The sequence below is a fragment of the Paenibacillus sp. ALJ109b genome (assembly GCF_010747435.1).
GTDB classification, from domain to species: Bacteria; Bacillota; Bacilli; order Paenibacillales; family Paenibacillaceae; genus Paenibacillus; species Paenibacillus taichungensis.
The window spans coordinates 437,765-454,549 of the sequence record NZ_JAAIFP010000008.1; the positions used below are offsets into that span (position 1 = coordinate 437,765).

The 16,785-nt window shown below is 47.1% G+C and carries 18 protein-coding genes and 1 pseudogene; 9 read left to right on the forward strand and 10 right to left on the reverse strand.

The features are described from left to right. Nucleotides 1-88: 88 nt before the first annotated feature. Entirely contained in the window at nt 89-589 is a 501-nt protein-coding gene (locus G3352_RS11695; protein WP_163756607.1) for a DinB family protein, read from the reverse strand. 283 nt (nt 590-872) lie between these two features. Between G3352_RS11695 and G3352_RS11700 the strand changes: the two genes are divergently transcribed. The 9 genes from G3352_RS11700 to G3352_RS11740 all read left to right on the forward strand — a co-directional run bounded on the left by G3352_RS11700 (nt 873) and on the right by G3352_RS11740 (nt 9,872). After that, a complete protein-coding gene (locus tag G3352_RS11700) occupies nt 873-1,286 on the forward strand; it encodes a hypothetical protein (RefSeq protein WP_063564360.1) in 414 nt (137 codons plus the stop codon). Between the two features lie 2 nt (nt 1,287-1,288). Further along, entirely contained in the window at nt 1,289-2,578 is a 1,290-nt protein-coding gene (locus G3352_RS11705) for an ammonium transporter (RefSeq protein ID WP_163756608.1), read from the forward strand. 155 nt (nt 2,579-2,733) lie between these two features. Continuing rightward, entirely contained in the window at nt 2,734-3,678 is a 945-nt protein-coding gene (locus G3352_RS11710) for a DUF1963 domain-containing protein (protein WP_163756610.1), read from the forward strand. 174 nt (nt 3,679-3,852) lie between these two features. Next, nucleotides 3,853-4,320, forward strand: a complete 468-nt coding sequence (locus G3352_RS11715; protein WP_345940749.1) for a DinB family protein — start codon at nt 3,853-3,855, stop codon at nt 4,318-4,320. Between the two features lie 339 nt (nt 4,321-4,659). Further along, nucleotides 4,660-5,382 carry a response regulator transcription factor gene (locus G3352_RS11720; protein ID WP_029880794.1) on the forward strand — a complete coding sequence of 241 codons (723 nt, stop codon included), beginning with the start codon at nt 4,660-4,662 and terminating at the stop codon, nt 5,380-5,382. A gap of 54 nt (nt 5,383-5,436) precedes the next feature. After that, nucleotides 5,437-6,573, forward strand: a complete 1,137-nt coding sequence (locus G3352_RS11725; protein ID WP_163756614.1) for a sensor histidine kinase — start codon at nt 5,437-5,439, stop codon at nt 6,571-6,573. A 398-nt stretch (nt 6,574-6,971) separates the two neighbouring features. After that, nucleotides 6,972-7,766, forward strand: a complete 795-nt coding sequence (locus G3352_RS11730; protein ID WP_163756616.1) for a hypothetical protein — start codon at nt 6,972-6,974, stop codon at nt 7,764-7,766. Then, nucleotides 7,760-9,622: a transglycosylase domain-containing protein gene (locus G3352_RS11735; RefSeq protein ID WP_163756618.1), complete on the forward strand. Its 1,863-nt coding sequence runs from the start codon at nt 7,760-7,762 to the stop codon at nt 9,620-9,622. Before G3352_RS11730 ends, G3352_RS11735 begins: the two co-directional genes overlap by 7 nt. Before the next feature lie 64 nt (nt 9,623-9,686). After that, entirely contained in the window at nt 9,687-9,872 is a 186-nt protein-coding gene (locus tag G3352_RS11740; RefSeq protein WP_163756620.1) for a hypothetical protein, read from the forward strand. Here the strand turns inward: G3352_RS11740 and G3352_RS11745 are convergent. From G3352_RS11745 to flgB, 9 genes and pseudogenes are all read right to left on the reverse strand, one after another. Further along, a complete protein-coding gene (locus G3352_RS11745; RefSeq protein WP_063564353.1) occupies nt 9,869-10,318 on the reverse strand; it encodes a threonine/serine exporter family protein in 450 nt (149 codons plus the stop codon). The genes G3352_RS11740 and G3352_RS11745 overlap by 4 nt on opposite strands. Before the next feature lie 19 nt (nt 10,319-10,337). Further along, nucleotides 10,338-11,033, reverse strand: coding sequence for a threonine/serine exporter family protein (locus tag G3352_RS11750; RefSeq protein WP_231952780.1), 696 nt, complete (start codon nt 11,031-11,033; stop codon nt 10,338-10,340). A gap of 365 nt (nt 11,034-11,398) precedes the next feature. Further along, nucleotides 11,399-11,704, reverse strand: coding sequence for a hypothetical protein (locus G3352_RS11755; RefSeq protein WP_163756622.1), 306 nt, complete (start codon nt 11,702-11,704; stop codon nt 11,399-11,401). 64 nt (nt 11,705-11,768) lie between these two features. After that, entirely contained in the window at nt 11,769-12,812 is a 1,044-nt protein-coding gene (locus G3352_RS11760; RefSeq protein ID WP_163756623.1) for a S66 family peptidase, read from the reverse strand. Nucleotides 12,813-12,923: 111 nt separating this feature from the next. Further along, entirely contained in the window at nt 12,924-14,243 is a 1,320-nt protein-coding gene (locus tag G3352_RS11765) for a DUF4179 domain-containing protein (RefSeq protein WP_163756625.1), read from the reverse strand. Beyond that, complete coding sequence (locus G3352_RS11770; RefSeq protein WP_163756628.1) at nt 14,233-14,754, reverse strand: sigma-70 family RNA polymerase sigma factor; 522 nt, start codon at nt 14,752-14,754, stop codon at nt 14,233-14,235. The genes G3352_RS11765 and G3352_RS11770 overlap by 11 nt, the downstream gene beginning before the upstream one ends. A 232-nt stretch (nt 14,755-14,986) precedes the next feature. Next, nucleotides 14,987-15,394: an NUDIX domain-containing protein gene (locus G3352_RS11775; protein ID WP_345940750.1), complete on the reverse strand. Its 408-nt coding sequence runs from the start codon at nt 15,392-15,394 to the stop codon at nt 14,987-14,989. A 201-nt stretch (nt 15,395-15,595) separates the two neighbouring features. Continuing rightward, nucleotides 15,596-16,087 (reverse strand): annotated as a pseudogene (locus tag G3352_RS30890) (GNAT family N-acetyltransferase); the annotation flags it as partial. A 230-nt stretch (nt 16,088-16,317) separates the two neighbouring features. Beyond that, nucleotides 16,318-16,770 carry a flagellar basal body rod protein FlgB gene (gene flgB / locus G3352_RS11780; protein WP_240343029.1) on the reverse strand — a complete coding sequence of 151 codons (453 nt, stop codon included), beginning with the start codon at nt 16,768-16,770 and terminating at the stop codon, nt 16,318-16,320. Nucleotides 16,771-16,785: the final 15 nt, after the last annotated feature.

The window sequence follows — 16,785 nt, forward strand, 5'->3', positions numbered from 1 at the left end:
ACATGTTTCACAATAAATGAAAACCTCCAGATCCACAATGCGTGGATTGGAGGTTATTTTTGCTTACATAGAGTAAATAGGGGATGACTTAGGTGTGCGACACGCCAAGCCTTTGTTTAATATCCTGAATCTGTGCCAGATGACGCTCTTCATGATAGCTTGCAAAATCGACCCATTGAGCCAGATCCATCTCACCGAAAACCGGGTGAAGAAAAGACTTGCTCCGCAGCAGTTCAGACTCATGCTCTTGTGCAAATTGCATCAACGCTTGATGTGAGTCTTCCAGGTCGTGGCGTACATTCGCCAGCGTTTCTGGTTCCGCAGGAGGCTGGAGATGAGACGGGGCGCTGACAGAGTGGCTGCGATCCAGTGTAAGCTCATATGGCTTTTTGTCCACAGTAACGGTCTGTTCCTTCTCTAACGCGGTGCGGGCTTGCTTCACAATTATGTTTTCCATCAAATTCAGGTGACGGAGAACTTGGATAATACTCCAGTGGTCAGGTGTGGGTTTGAGGTTCAATTGCTCTTCATTGAGTCCAGAGACGGCTTCCCAGATTTGGCTCCGAATGTCGTCATTACGAGTGAACATCGTGCGATCCTCTCCTTTATATGAGTTCTATGATGTCAGCTTGTGTAAGTGCAGTGCCTAAAATGTGGATGCTTAATATACATCATAGAGGATCTGAAAGTTGAATGCGAAGATGTGTTTAAGTCGCTTTGTTAGTTGAATTTAAGTGCGTAAGAATGAAGATTTTTTTTATAAACGGGTTATATCAAATTATACCATCGCCAAAAAAAGAATTGACGCTAAGTAGTGCTGGACTCTATAATCGATAACAAGTAACTTGATGTGTAAGGAGTCCTGACATGGTATGTTAGTAATTGACGAGGTGTATCACCATACAGCATTGCAAATATCATCGTCCGATTTATTGTACCTTATCCAACAGCTCAAGGTCAAAAAAGAAAATGAGATCGAAACGCTTAAACATAAAATTGAACAATTCGAACAAAAAAAACGTGCGGAAGAAGTGGCTTATCAATCCTTGTCGACTGTACGCAAATGGTTCGCAGGCCGCCCTGCATCCCATCACCAGGCGGTGGAATATATGGTCCAGGTGAAGGAACGTTTTCGCAAAATGGAACAAATCCGGCGGCGGATACGAGAACTGGACCGCATTGCTGAACGAATCAAGCATCCGGACAGCATCGAACGGGACGAAATCGAGCTTACGCCCGAAACGATCCGGGAGATTAGACAGCTTAGGGAAACGGAGGATGTATAAGCATGACTTTGGAGACGTTAAGCTCCGGGATTGATACGGTCTGGGTCGTATTGAGTGCAGCCATGATTTTGTTGATGGAGGGCGGATTCGCGCTTCTGGAGGCTGGCTTTGTACGTTATAAAAATAGTGTAAATATTATTATGAAGGTTTTCGCTGACATTACCATTGGAACATTGCTTTTCTATGCCATCGGATTTGGCTTGATGTATGGCTCTGATGCTGGAGGTTTTGTAGGCATAACCGGATTTTTCCTCAATGGAGACTTGTCTCACCTGGATGTACCCGTATCATTAGAAACATTCTGGCTGTTCCAGGCCGCATTTACCATTGCTGTTATTTCCATCGTATCGGGCGCTGTGGCTGAGCGGATTAACTTTCGTGCCTATCTGCTGTACATCATATTGATGACGGCCATTATTTATCCAATTGGTGGACACTGGGCATGGGGCGGCGGTTGGCTCAGCAAGCTGGGGATGCAGGATTTCGCCGGTTCCGCAGTCATTCACGCGTTGGGCGGGTTCTCTGCACTGGCCGCTGCGATTATTATTGGGCCGCGTAAAGGCAAATACACGCCGCATGGCGTAAGTGCCATTGCGCTTCCGAGCAATCTGCCGCTGGCATCTGTAGGCGCATTTCTGCTGTGGTTTGGCTGGTTTGGCTTCAACGCAGGAAGTACGCTCAGTGCAACTGATGTCAGGATCGGTCACATTGCCATCGTTACGATGTTATCTGCTGCTTCAGGCGGTGCGGTCACACTGCTCTACACCTTGTTCCGATTCAATCGTTCAGATGCACCATCGGTCATTAATGGCTCGCTGGCCGGTTTAGTCGGTATTACGGCAGGATGTGCCTTTGTCGGTGATGTGGCTGCGATATTTATCGGAGCGGTATCCGGATTGCTCATGATGGCTGCAACGAATTGGTTGGACCGCAGGCAGATTGATGATCCCGTGGGTGCGTTCCCTGTTCATGCTGTATCCGGGATGTGGGGTACGATTGCCGTGGGTTTGTTTGCAACCGATGGTGGCTTGTTCATGGGAGCTGGCTGGAGGCTGCTGGGTGTTCAGGCGCTCGGCCTCACGGCTTTGGTCGTCTGGGGATTTGTCATGACCTGGATTGGTCTGAAATTGATTGGCAAGATCATTCCTGTCCGTTCCACGGAAGAAGAGGAAGACTTGGGTCTGGATATTAGTTATCATGGTGTAATGGCTGCACACCAGTCGCATGAATTTCTGGATGGCGAGGAGCATATTCGTGCTTTCCAGAATGATTCACCAAATCGGGATCGTTAAGAATGAACCGAATGGATAATAAGGAAGGAGGCTGACACCGGATGTCAGTCTCTTTTTTTGCAAGAAGCAGGGAAAGAAGACTCAGCGGAAGAATATACAGGTGTGAACCTGAATATGTCTCACCATAGATGTATTGTCAGAAGGGGAGGATCTGTATGATTAAACCTGAACAATGTGAACGTCTGACCAGAAAAGCCCGGAAAACTCTTGAGGAGTATGGATTGGGTAATGCTGCCGATCTGCTGTTATCTTCAAGCCGTTGGGGAATTCGCCTTGATGTATCGACAATCGATGAGTATCGCAGAACAGGAAATTCACGTGTAGGTGGAAATCCGGATCTGCCGAGTAACATGAAATGGCCTTTGACACAGAATGGGGTGCCCATGACGTTCCTGGCCCAGTTGAATCTCGTGGATTTGACGCCATATACGCCTAATGATGGGCGCGGGAGTTTGCCGGAACGGGGCATGTTATACTTTTTCATTGGTGTGGATGAACCGGCTTATCATATTGAGCATCGTGTGATTTACGAGCCGGATGCTCATAACCTGACAAGGCGAGAGCCTGATGGCGAAACCGCACTGGGTGAGGACGATTTTGTAGCACATTCGGTAACAGTGCTGCCTAATCTCGAGTTTCCTACATACGCATACATTGATTCTCTGGCTCTGAATGCAATCGCCGCCCCGCTGTCTGGTGGAACGGTAGCTATCGAAGGGGAGGAAGGTCTGTATGACCGATACCTCGAATTCGAGTCCAGCTGGAATCATCCGAGTACGCAGAACTGGGGTGGCATGTTTGGATACCCGGACGGTCAGCATCCGGATGCAGAACATCAGGCGCTGTTACAGATCGTGCTTGATGAAGAGTATGCTTATGACGAGCAGGCGTGTGAGAAGAAGCTGACTGCTCATTATGGCGGGGATGAGAAACGGACACAACAAGAGCTTGCGGATACCTTGCTTCTATTAAAAATTGATACGCATGACGCTATCGGTTTTCAATGGTGGGATTGTGGGGAGCTTCAATTTTTCATTCGCAAGGCTGACTTGCTCGCAGGACGATTCGATCAAACGTATTGTTCGTTATATTCAAGTTGAGTACGTGTTTGTTATCATCGGAGCAACAAAATGTCCCAAATTCCGTCTACATGAGGGAGGAGGGACTTTTTTTGTTCGTCAATGTTGGTTTTCGATCAAAGCTGGTTTATATATAAAGGGGGAATTTATGGTTGATTAGCGATCATACGTTCTATATAATGGGATAAAAAGGGAGTGTTTCGGTTGATTCAGTCTGCATTTAAACATATTGATGTGGCAGTGACATCATTAATCAATTTATGTGACCAACTGTCGGAGCAGGACTTGGCTTTGACTCCGATTGAAGGCAAACGGCCGGTTGGAGAATTGCTTGCTCATCTATCCGTCATTTGTCGTGCAGATGTACATATTTCGGAGGGCGCTTCCGAAGAAGAAATGGCTTTATTTTACGAGGAAAATCAGCCGAATTCACTGAGTGAGATCAAAGAAGCGCTGATTGCGAATCAGATGTACCTCTATCATCGATATAGACAGTTTAATACGGAGGAATTATTACAGGTGACTGACTCCTATTGGGGAGCTTCGTACAGTCGTCTGGAGTGGCTGCTTGAGATCATGGGACATGTGTATCACCACAGGGGTCAACTGCATACGATGCTGACACTGACTGGTATAGAGCCCAAAGTAGCGTTGTTTGAATAGATAGACCAAGGTCCGTAATGCTAGGTTCTGCCTGAATATAGAGCAAGATTTAATAGAATACATAGAGCACTTTATCCGCAACAAGCAACGGTTAAGCAAAGATTAGATCGACGATACTATACGTTAATAATAGAGATTGCCAAGTGGAAGAAAACAATACCACTTATGATGAGAGAGATAGATGAACATTCAGAAGCTGTATCGGGTCACCATAATTGTAACCATTATGAGAGGGTACTCATTTACCGGAAATCCAACGTTTTTCTTCTTTTCAAAGGCGATGATTTTTCGCAGATTCATTTCCTAGTGGTATACTTTGATCAAGTAATGATTCATGGAATGGAAAGGAATAATGCCGTGGCACAGCCAGCAACCATTCTGCTTGTGGATGATGAGCAGGATATTATAAAACTGATGGAGATTTATTTTGGCAATGAAGGGTACCGGGTTCTGACAGCCAGTGATGGGATTGAGGCGCTTGAGCAATTGAAGAAAGAGCCAATTGATCTGATCATTCTGGATGTCATGATGCCGAATATGGACGGAATTGAAGCATGTATGAAAATTAGGGAAGAGCAGAAAATGCCGATCATTATGCTGTCCGCCAAAAGCATGGATATGGATAAAATCACAGGGCTGAGCATCGGCGCCGATGATTATGTGACCAAGCCTTTTAACCCGCTTGAACTTGTAGCACGGGCAAAGTCACAACTTCGCAGGTACCATACCTTCAACGAAGGTCGTGAGAACAAGGAGCATGAGTGGGTGATTGACGATCTGGTCATCAACACCGATACGCATGAGGTTTGGGTGGATGAGCAGCCTGTTCGCTTGACTCCCCGTGAATTTGCTGTTTTGGAGCTGCTGGCGCGCCATCAAGGCTCTGTGCTGAGTATGGAGCAGATCTACAGGCAGGTCTGGAAAGAAGAGTTTATGGAGTCCAACAACACCGTCATGGTGCATATCCGCAAGATTCGTGAGAAAATCGAACTCGATAGCAAACATCCCAAATTCATACAGACGGTATGGGGTGTTGGCTATAAGATGATCAAACCACAATAAGCACGTGCGTCTATGAGGTTAATTGGATACAGAGCATGAGCAAGGAGTTCCGAGATGAATTCAAAATTAATTAACACAGTCCGGTGGAAATTTATCTACGCATTTCTGCTGAGTGGCATTTTAACGGCGGCTCTTTTGTATGGGGGCAGCAAAGTTGTACACTCCATTCTGGCGGCTCAGACTTATCCTAATTATTCGATCCCTGCAAGGGGCATCAGGTGGCTGGTGAACCATATTGGGTCGGTGCCATTAATGATTATGGTTGGCATACTTGGCTTTGTGCTGTTCTTTTTCCTGTTCACGCGCAAGGTGATGCTGGTTCTGGACGAGATTACGGCAGGAATTCAGGAAGTTGCCAAAGGAGAGCTGTCTCATCGGATCGATGTGAAGACATCGGATGAATTTGGCGTTGTGGCTGTCAGTATTAATCAGATGGCTGAACAATTGCAACTGTCATTGCAGGAGGAGCGTAGTGCAGTTGCTGCCAAAAATGACTTGATTACAGGCATTTCTCATGATTTGAGGACTCCGCTGACCTCCATTCTCGGATTTTTGGAATACATAGAGAAGGATCGATATCAGGATGAAATTGAGATGCGCTATTACGTGAGCATTGCGTACGAGAAATCCTTAACATTAAGGAAGCTAATTGACGATTTGTTCGAATATACCCGTGTCAGTGGTGGTAGCTTACCCTTGTCATTAACATCTTTGAACCTGAATCCGTTTCTGATGCAGCTCGCTGAAGAGTTCTCTCCGATGCTGGAAGAAGCGGGCATGACATACAAGATCATTGGTGGACAAGAACCTTTATGGATTCAGGCCGCTCCTGGAGAGCTTGTTCGTGCGTATGAGAACCTGTTCAGTAACGCGATCCGTTATGGGGCACAGGGAAAAGTGATGGAGATCGCGTTGTCTCTTGAAGGTGAAGAAGCTGTGGTGCGAATCAGCAATTATGGTGTACCGATTCCGGCGCAGGATCTGCCGCATTTATTCGATCGATTCTACCGGGTGGACAAGTCCCGCTCTCGCGATACGGGCGGCACCGGACTCGGGTTGGCTATTGCCAAATCCATGATTGAATTACATAAAGGAAGTATCGCTGCCTACAGTGAACAGGGCCGAACCGATTTTGTTACCCGTTTTCCGCTAACTGCTCCTCCGATGAACAGAGATGCAGAGGAACGGTAACCGGGCAGAATTTGCGTCTACTTGTAAGAGAGCTTGCTTGATTCAACATATCTATATAAATTGAACTAAACATTTACACGATAACGGAGAGGACAGAAATAACCTGAAGAAGCAGAGCTAAAAGCTTTCTGAAAGAAAGCTGCATCGAAAGCATACGCTTCGCCTTTATCCCCGGATTTCCCCCTTTAAATAAGGAAATTAAAAAAAATCTGGGGATAACAGCGATCGGAAGGTTGTTCTGTCATCGGAGTGGAAAGTGTAAATATTCTTAAGTTCAATTTATATAATTGCTTAATTAAGAAAATGATAAGAAGTTACCCACTTCTTCATTAAGGAATATTCGGTATTCTTAACCTCAATCGAAAAGATGAACTGCAAAATTGAGGAGGATGCCGAATATGAGATTATTATTACGAACAGTCAGATTGAGCTACATATATATTTGCGGAGCAAGCGCGTTACTTAGCGCAGCGCTCCTATTTGTCGTTTATCACATTTTACGTTTTGCCCACCATCATATCCTATCGGAGACAACTGGTTTAACTCGAGTTATGTACTGGGTGATAAACCATATCGGTACAACGCCATTGGTTATATTCATTGGGGGAGGTATGTTTGCGTTGTTTTTTTGGATTCGATCCCAGAAGATTGCAGATGACCTCAAGGTGATTGGTCGTGGAACTCATGAACTGGCCAATGGCCGAATTCCAGCACAGATAGATGTGTTGAACGGTGGAGAGCTGCGACAGATTGCCGCGGATCTGAAAGACATTGCTATACGTATACAAGCGGAGCGATTAAACAGTTCAGACCAGGAGTGGACAGATCGAGAGCCGAGAGACGAAGAATGGTTCAGTTCTGGTATGTATATGTATGGCGATGAAAGTAACAGGCAACAAATGGCGTCAGAAAGTGAGAGAAGCCATAAGCAACGTATTCAAGAAGAATTGGTTGGATCACAATCTGGTCGCATACATGCCGATCTGCCGATTAAACTGACTCTCTACGGTGTTCGTTCCTCGCTTGATACGATCATAGAAGGACGCTGCCGGGATGAATCGGAGATTCTGCACTGGGTCAAACTGGCGTATGAACAGACGTTAAGGCTGGAGCTTGCCCTGGATTCTATGGAAATGAAGCCACAGGAACATTCAGGTTCCAATCCACATGTATTTAGGGAGCCTGAATGTTGAGATCCAGCATAAGGCGCGTAATTTATCACATATTTGATGCCTCTGTAGTAATCGTTATTTTGCTTGCGGTCGGCTATACCTATCTAGTTACTTACGGCGAAGGTGTCCTTCGCAATCATCCTGAGGCCATTTCGGTGGCCTCTTCCACGATCATTACCAATGCGGATGGAACAGAAATTTTGAGATTACAAGTACAAACCAAGGGATATACGGAGTATGCCGATTTGAGGGATATGCCGGATCTGTTAAAGCAGGCGTTTCTGGCTACGGAAGATCGACGTTTCTATAACCACGATGGACTGGATTTTATCGGGATTGGCAGGGCGGTTGTGCAGGATGTTTTACATATGAACCTGAGGCAGGGAGGCAGCTCAATTACACAGCAACTGGCCAGAAATCTGTATTTGAACGGAGATAAAACGCTGGTTCGCAAGGTGAATGAAATGTCGATTGCCATGGCGATGGAAAAGAGATTTAGCAAGGATGAGCTATTAGAGCTATATTTGAATCATATTTATATGGGACGCCAGCAATATGGCGTTAAAGCCGCGGCTTGGCGATACTTCGGGATTAAGGATCTACATCAGCTGGAGATCTGGCAAATGGCTACGCTGGCCGGCATTCCGAAGGGACCTTCTATATACAATCCGGTGGATCGGGAAGACCTGTCCAAAGAGAGGCGTTCTGTGGTTCTTGGTATCATGCATGAGCAAGGAATTATTACTAAGAAACAGATGGAGGAAGCGCGAAATGTGGAATATAACCCGCCTAGTTTAACATCCGCATCTGCTCTAGGTTCAACAGCGCCTGCCTACGTGTCTGCCTTGGATGCGGTAATCGAGGAGGTTTCCCGTCTCACCGGCAAGAGTGGAGCAGAGATTCAATCCGCAGGCTGGACCATTCGTACGGGATTGGATGATCAAGCTCAGCTGGCGATGGAGCAAGCATTCCGTGAATCTTCCCGGTTCACCGATGATCGTGAGGATGAGCAAGTTCAGGCGAGTATGGTCATACTGGACCAGCATAACGGTGAAGTCAAAGCGATGATGGGCGGGCGTGACCCCGTAAAAGGAGGCATTAATCGGGCAACCACGGATGCAAGGCAACCTGGTTCTGCATTTAAGCCCATTATTGCATACGGACCTGCATTGGAATCAGGTCGGTTTAAGCCAGAAAGCATGCTGCCTGATCAACGCATGAAATATGGGAGCTATCAACCAAGCAACTTGGGCGGGCGTTACAGATGTACAGTTACGATGTCGCAAGCCATTGAACATTCCATTAATGCTCCGGCTGTATGGCTGCTGCATGAGACAGGACTGGGAAGCGCACATCAATTTGCAGGTCGATTAGGCATTGAACTGGGCAAGGAGGATCTTAATCTGTCGATTGCCCTAGGTGGCTTGCATAAAGGGGTGTCTCCACTAAAAATGGCCCAGGCATATTCCGTGTTTGCCAATAACGGCAAGTTCAATACGGCACATCTAATTCGTGAAATTACGGATTCACGCGGTCGGACAATCTATGTTTTTAAGCCAGAGAACAAGCAGGTGATCTCCACCAGTACGGCAACGGCCATGACCGGCATGCTTCAAGATGTGGTCAGTCAAGGAACAGGTAGCAGGGCACAATTGAGTCAGCATAAGGTAGCGGGGAAGACAGGAACAACGCAGGCTGCATTACCTGGTGTAAGCAAGGAGGCGAACAGGGATCTGTGGTTTGTAGGATATACCAGCAAGTGGACGGCCGCAGTCTGGATGGGGTTTGATCGTACGGATGCAGAGCATTATATGAGATCCGGAAGTGGTGTGGCGGCGGATTTATTTGCGTCGGTGATGAAGCGTGCTTTGCCATAAAAGAGAATGGTTTACCGTACACCAATGGACAAGGAGTGTCCAACAGAAATGGGGAGTTCTTTTTATGGATCGTACAGTTATCGAACAAATGGATACAATGATGAAAACAAAACGCTGCATATTAGATGATAACGGATCAACATTGGCTGGAAATATAGAAGACCCGTTAGAGACAGCGTTTTCCCTGTCTCTAACGGGTCTTTATCGTTTTAGTTTAGTGATATTATATTCATCTACTGTGCTGTGTTAGGATTTTGCTCGCAATGATTCGGGTATACGACGAATCATCTGGTTCAACACCTCGGACAATACAAGTCCGATCGCGATGGCACCGGATAACATAAGCGCTTTGGCAGCCATCTCCATGGCAGCACCGTAGTCATTTTGCACAAAATTACGCATCGCATTATAGGCCAGTCCACCGGGAACGAGCGGAATGATACCTGCTACGCTGAAGATAATGACAGGTGCGCGAAACATGCGGGAGAACAGCTGGCTTATGACACCAACCGCGATGGTCGCTGCCAAGGTAGCAGGAACAGCATCCGCGGCATATTCGAGCACAATATAGATGATCCAGCCGATCATGCCGACAAATCCACCGTGAAGCAGCATGCGCCGAGGAGCGTTGAAAATAATACCGAATGCGGCCGATGCGACAAAGCTGGTCAGGGCTTGTTCAATAAAATGAAGCATAACCTGCAACTCCTCCGTCTTACGTAAAAAGTGAAAATACAACAGCAATGCCGGTACCAATTGCAAAAGCCGTCAGAAATGCCTCGGCTCCTTTGGATAACCCGGACACGAGATGCCCGGCCATCAGGTCACGCACAGCATTGGTAATCAGCAGTCCCGGTACCAGGGGCATGACTGAGCCAATAATGATTTTGTCCCGTTCATGACCCGCGCCCATATAGACAAGCAAAAAGGCGAGCAGGCCAATGACAAATGAAGCTGTCAGTTCGGCAAAAAATTTCACCAGTACCAGTCGATGGAAGGCAATGACTGCTGCATAGCCAATACCACCGCAGAGAACAGCAGGAAGAAAGTCGACCCAGCCTCCACCAAACATAATGGTAAAGCACCCACTGGATAACGCCGCCGCCGTAAGCCGCACAACCGCAGAATAGGAGGAGGGCTGTCCCTCAATTTGTTGTAACAAAGCATAGGCATCTTCCACGGACAATTCACCTTGTCCAATACGCCGGGAAACGGCATTCACTTCGGATACTTTGTGCAAATCCGTGGTTCGTTCAGAAATCCGTATCAGCTTGGCAGGCTCGGTTGCATCAACCGAGAAGAAGATACCTGTGGGCACAACATAACTGTGCGAATGGGGAAGGCCCAGCGCGGCAGCCATGCGTTTCATCGTATCTTCCACACGATAGGTTTCACCGCCGCTTTGCAGCATGATTTTGCCTGCCAATAGACAGATTGCAATCACGCGGGATTGTTCAGTATGATTTGTCCCAACCAGCTCCGTCTCAGACTGAGGCACGGGTGGAGGATCATGAGGGATATATTCCAACCGGATCAAGCTCCGTTCATATGAGATAAGGCTTGGTGCCGACACCATTGTATCATATTTCACACGTTAGCAATGAAACATACCGCACGAACTACAGGAAGTCATCCAGGTTGCAGAGATTAATGCATGCATTCACACCAAATTGATAACCGAACACTCTTAAAACCCAAAAAAGGCTTCGCTCCCGGGGCCTGATGGTCAAAGGGAGAGAAGCTTCTTGGATTAGGCTCGATCGAATCAAAAAACAACTACATCAACAGGGTAATGACCAACAGCTCATACAGCACGAGTGGCAAAATAGTTGGTCCAAACAAGGCACGTGGCTCAGGATATCCATGCATCGGCGTAACCTGGAGATACAATATTCCCCGATCTGCGCTGATAATGATACCTTCCCATACCTGACCATCGATATTTTGGACTTGCACCTTCTTGCCTACATGCTGCCGGGCTGTATGATGAAGCATATTCCGTACACTTTGCACGGATTGGAGCATTGGTTGATTGGCTTGGTATACGACCCGTGCGGATGGTGTGGACGTGGATCCAGACATGATGCACAACCCTTCCTCAAAATAATTTCTTACTTCAAGGTATGCATCTGCCTACAAAAGGTGATCACACAAATGCCATCTCAAGGCTCCCGCGTCCATTTTCATAAGCCACTTTGCCCAGTGCTCCATTCACAAAGGTTAACTGAGGCGGAATATGGCCAAGATCCACATCGTACAATACAGGGACATCTAGGTCCCCCAGTGCAGCGGAGAGGGCATCGGTGAAATTGAAATCCTCTGTATCGGAATAACCCGCAGGTCGTCCAATCATGAAGCCTTTCACACCTGCAAACCAGCCTGCCTGTTTCATCTGCCACAGAAGACGGTAGATATCCCCTGCGTTCATCGCACAGCTCTCCAGATACCAGATGGTACCTTCGACTGCACAGTATTGCTCCAGATAGGATGCAACAGGTGCATACGGCGTGCCAATCAGGCTGGAGATCGTATCCATACAGCCGCCGATCAACCGACCTGAGAATGTAACCTGCGAGTTTGCTCCTTCGGGTTGGCCCAACTGTTTCCATTGAGAAGGAGTATCCAGATTGAACGTCGACAACTCCGGTTTCCATTCTGATTGATAGTGAGTGGAGGAAGATTGAGTAACCTGCCCTCCCTGGCCTGTCTGTAATACGTCAATCCAGCGGGCGGTCACCGGATCGAGTTCATTGGATCTTAGATCCACGTAGTTCGTACCATGTGCCGAAGCCGTTCCGGTGATCAGGGTGTATGCGAATAAAAAGGTGCTGATATCCGAATATCCCATAACCCATTTGGGCGGCAAGGTTTTCAAAGCTTCCCAATCCAGCAGGGGCAGGATATCCATAAGGAACTCTCCACCCCACGGAGGAATAATAGCCTGAATCTCAGGGTCGCGGAAAAATGCATTGATCTCGGCAGCGCGATCTTCCTTGGAGGAACTTACACATTTGGCGTTATGCCGTAGAAATGGGCTCTCCTGAACACCAAAACCAAGGCGCTCCATGTTGTGCCTGCTCTCTTCAAGGTAATGATGCAAGGATTCACTTACACCGCTGGATGGTGCAGCCACGCCAATGGTATTTCCCGGAGCGAGTGGTTGCGGGTAACGGATCGAACGCTTATTCATTGTGGAAACACCCTTTCTTGTGAATATGTCGATTTAACGTAGATGTTTGATATTATCATTATAGTGCATGACTACTTCATGTGGCTTGCAATTATGGCTGTTACATTTCCTTTAGGGAGTTACAGGAATTTCAATGGAGAACGGTGCACGAATTTGATCAGGGTAAGAGTATATTTCCATTGTCAGATTTCCTTTGGCTGCGGCTCCATTTTTAATGACAACCCTTGCTTCAAAGACGGAAGGGCTCCAACCTACTTCATTAATGTCGAAAGGGTTTCCTTTGCTGTCCTCGATATTGGTAAATGATAGCCCTGAAGTAGCATTTTGAGCGTCTGCGATTGAAAACTCGATGACCAAATCTTTTCCCTGTACCTTGCTTTGCAGGAATTTCAAACTCGATGGGCCACCTTGTATTTCACCTGAAGATGGATCGATGCTGATAACCAGTTCATCCTTATCCACCGCTGAAAGGCCAGACCCCTGCAGCGTCAGTTTTTTCGGAGTAGAGAAGTACATGCTCTCGAAAAAGACAGAACTTCCAGAGCCTCCGATGGAGGAGGAATCCGTTCGCCATGCTCGGCCGTGCTCATCTACCAACTGCAAATCACGAATTCCGAAGATTTTTTTGGTGTTGTTCCGATCATATTCGATATCAAGTACAAGACGAGTAGGATACAGAACGGCCTGTTTTACTTGAATACGCTGCCCGTCCACGGTCATTGTTTGGTTTACGGGAATGATTTTTTTCATGCCTTTCGTTAAGCTGCGATCCACTGGGAAAGTGACCTTCCACTTATTATTCGGTTCTTTACCTCTTTCCTTAAATACAACGGTCAACTCTTGTGGCGGTAAAGATTCTGTGAATGAGACATCAATTTTATCCTCATAAATGCCACTTTCTGAAGCTGGCTTAGGAGAGGAATAGCTAAACGAAACAGGCAGCTTTTTTCCATGCTCATCAAGCAAATCGATATCATATCCACCTTTCTCCGGATCTTTCATGCCTTTCATTGTGTAAAAAATAACCATGCGTGACTCGTCTGTAATGATGCTGTCCACGGTCATCGAAGCTCCATCATGCTCATCGGACACACCTACCTTCTGCAAGAGGGACTGATCGATGGCCATCATTAACCCCTTATCCTGGCGAATCATACTGACGATGCCCTCCATGCCTGGCAGTTGCTCCACAAAGGACGCAAAAGCGGGGGAGACGCGAATACATCCCGTAAACACGAGGATGATCGCGGCTGCCGATATGGAGCTCATATACCAGCGCAGCCGGGACTTGCGCTTGCGCGCAGCCTGACGTATTCCGGCCTGTACAGCCTGACATGCTGCGGCATCCGGTACAGACATGGCGTCGTACTCTGTTTTGCGATCATTCAGACGCTCTTCAAGGGTTTCAAATGACTTCATTTCATCGCTCATAAGTTACATCTCCTTTCGTTTCAAGTTGGTCCCGGAGCTGCCCAAGTGCACGATGCAGTCGGGATTTTACGGTTCCGGTCGGGATTTCCAGAATATCAGCGACTTCTGTTAAGGAGAAACCTTCGAAATAACTTAGAATAATAATCTGTTTGCAATCCCGATCCAGCGCAGAGACGGCTGCGGCCAGATCAGGGTCTGCTGGCCGGTCCCAGCTGCTGGGTTCATGGATTTCGGTAACGTGGCTGAACCGGCTCTTGCGTTTGCGTTCGTCCGCACAGTAGTTTAGCAGAATGCGGATCAGCCAAGTGGCGAAATAGGAGGGTTCTTTTAATTTCTTGAGCTTTCGATAAGCTCTGTAGGTGGATTCCTGTATCGCTTCCAGCGCATCGCCCTCGTTGTGCAGATAGGCATAGGCGATCCGGTACAGTCGGCTCTGATGCATCTCCATTAAGGCTGCAAAAGCCTCGGCATCCCCTTTTTGTGCGGCGATGGTCAGTTGAGCAGGGGTCACATGGCTCCTCCTTTCATGGATGTTGTTGCGTATTAGACCGTGCAAAGGGCCAAACGGTTCTTGATTTTGGAAAAAAGTTATGTATACACTTAGCGAAGACTACCAAAAAGAAGGAAATTGCGCAGAAACTGAAAACAACCGCCAAGCTCCCTTTATGTTAGAGAGAGGAGTTCGGCGGTTGTTTTGCTTTATATGACTTGTCTGACCATTCTGAGGTTAGTTTCTCCCGATTTCAATCTTCAGAATAAAGATGGAGTTGTTTCGCAGCTTCCAGACCAGGCACCGCGAAACTAGCGAGCGGCGATGGCAGATCATCCAGCGGGAACCAACCAATCTCACCAATTGCTCCGCCTTCTTCGAGGTTACGAGCAACGCCGCCAATAACTCGAGTTGAGTAGAGGACGGAAATCCAATGCTCCTGTTGTTCAGGTCGGATCGTCTCTGCGGTGCAGAGCAGCTTGTCGATGACAATATCCAGATCTACTTCTTCCTTGATCTCCCGAATGACCGTCGTTTCAACGGATTCGTACGGGTCCACTTTGCCCCCAGGGATACTCCAGGTGTAATGTTCAGGCTGACGATTACGCCAAACCAAAAGGACTTCATTACGTTCGTTGAGGATGACCGCTCCGACACCAATCCGAGGTTGGACAGAAGAGTTCTCAGTACCTTTGGCGTTAAGTAAGGACAACGCAGATCCTTCGGCAGCGACCAATCGTGAGTCTGAGTGATCTTCGTTCTGTTTAGTTCCTTGGGCATGAGTGGACTGAAACGCGAGCGGAAGTTGGGTCTGCGTTGACCATTCTTCTGCAAGAATACTCATCGAGATCAGATCATAATGCGTGCCATCCCGTAGAACGGCAGAACGCTGGCGGCCTTCCTCCCGAAATCCTGCTTTCAGATAGGCGCGTCGGGCAGTCTCATTGTATTCAATTACTTCCAGCGCAATCCGGTTCAGATTCAATTCATGGAATCCATAACGAATAATCAGGGCGAGAGCATCACTGCCGTATCCTTTACCGCGATCTTTATCATCACCAATGCCAATGGCCAGGCGTGCAGAGCGGTTATTCCACTCAATTCGGTAGAGGGCCGTGAATCCGATGAACCGATTGTCCTCCAGAGTACGCAGTGCAAATTCAAAGCCATTGTCTCTGCGAACTGCGGATGACCCCGTCTCATCCGGCGTTAGCGGAACAGCAATATCGGTATCCAGATTACGCAAGTAATCATAACTGTCAGTGAAGCGGGAGAGCCGCATGCAGTCTTCTGGGCAAGGAGCGGCTAGCCGGACTTTGGAGCCTTGAAAAGCATTTAAATGACGTGGAGCCATGTTGCACCTCTTTTATTGGATATGAAATCATACATTTTATCTCATTATACTACGAATCAGAGAGGATACCGAAAAAGGGAACAAGCAGGGGAGCATATCCTCCTGATTTAGGATAAGAACAGCGACGCTAATTGCGGTTAATATAGATCAATATAATTCAATATAGATCATCTGAATATTTCCGAATATAGACAAAACAAAAAGCAGCCAAAGGGCTGCTCTACCATTCATTATTTCATATCCTGCAACAGGTTTTTCATTTTCTTGTAGTGCCCGCTGACCCGATCAACCATGTAGTTATACATAAGCTGATTCTCCGAAAGGTTCGCCATTTCCTTGTCAATATCAACGTTATTGTTGTTATTATTCATGGAAGTTTCGTTGTTCTCGACAATCCGGTAGTTTACGATGGAGTCATTGGGATTACTGACCGGAAAGTGTTTTTCATGAGTCCGCTTCATATCGAGCTGATCTGTTTTGCCATTCTCAATGATACGTCTAAGCTCTTCCTCAAACTCCACCGATTTCTTTTTGTAATTGGGTGTGTCTGCATTGGCAATATTTTCAGTGGTAACCTTGTGCTGCGCGTTCAGCGCTTGTAACAGAGATTCATTGCGTCTGGAAGTGTTCGTTTCAATCAACGGCTCAGTCTCCTTCAATGGAAATGCAATTGCTTTCATCATAAAAAATGAGCTGCT

Coding starts and splice junctions, on each gene's coding strand:
- G3352_RS11695 (WP_163756607.1), bottom strand. CDS start 589: ATGTTCACTCGTAATGACGACATTCGGAGCCAAATCTGGGAAGCCGTC.
- G3352_RS11700 (WP_063564360.1), top strand. CDS start 873: ATGTTAGTAATTGACGAGGTGTATCACCATACAGCATTGCAAATATCA.
- G3352_RS11705 (WP_163756608.1), top strand. CDS start 1,289: ATGACTTTGGAGACGTTAAGCTCCGGGATTGATACGGTCTGGGTCGTA.
- G3352_RS11710 (WP_163756610.1), top strand. CDS start 2,734: ATGATTAAACCTGAACAATGTGAACGTCTGACCAGAAAAGCCCGGAAA.
- G3352_RS11720 (WP_029880794.1), top strand. CDS start 4,660: ATGGAAAGGAATAATGCCGTGGCACAGCCAGCAACCATTCTGCTTGTG.
- G3352_RS11725 (WP_163756614.1), top strand. CDS start 5,437: ATGAATTCAAAATTAATTAACACAGTCCGGTGGAAATTTATCTACGCA.
- G3352_RS11730 (WP_163756616.1), top strand. CDS start 6,972: ATGAGATTATTATTACGAACAGTCAGATTGAGCTACATATATATTTGC.
- G3352_RS11735 (WP_163756618.1), top strand. CDS start 7,760: ATGTTGAGATCCAGCATAAGGCGCGTAATTTATCACATATTTGATGCC.
- G3352_RS11740 (WP_163756620.1), top strand. CDS start 9,687: ATGGATCGTACAGTTATCGAACAAATGGATACAATGATGAAAACAAAA.
- G3352_RS11745 (WP_063564353.1), bottom strand. CDS start 10,318: ATGCTTCATTTTATTGAACAAGCCCTGACCAGCTTTGTCGCATCGGCC.
- G3352_RS11750 (WP_231952780.1), bottom strand. CDS start 11,033: ATGCTGCAAAGCGGCGGTGAAACCTATCGTGTGGAAGATACGATGAAA.
- G3352_RS11755 (WP_163756622.1), bottom strand. CDS start 11,704: ATGTCTGGATCCACGTCCACACCATCCGCACGGGTCGTATACCAAGCC.
- G3352_RS11760 (WP_163756623.1), bottom strand. CDS start 12,812: ATGAATAAGCGTTCGATCCGTTACCCGCAACCACTCGCTCCGGGAAAT.
- G3352_RS11765 (WP_163756625.1), bottom strand. CDS start 14,243: ATGAGCGATGAAATGAAGTCATTTGAAACCCTTGAAGAGCGTCTGAAT.
- flgB (WP_240343029.1), bottom strand. CDS start 16,770: ATGATGAAAGCAATTGCATTTCCATTGAAGGAGACTGAGCCGTTGATT.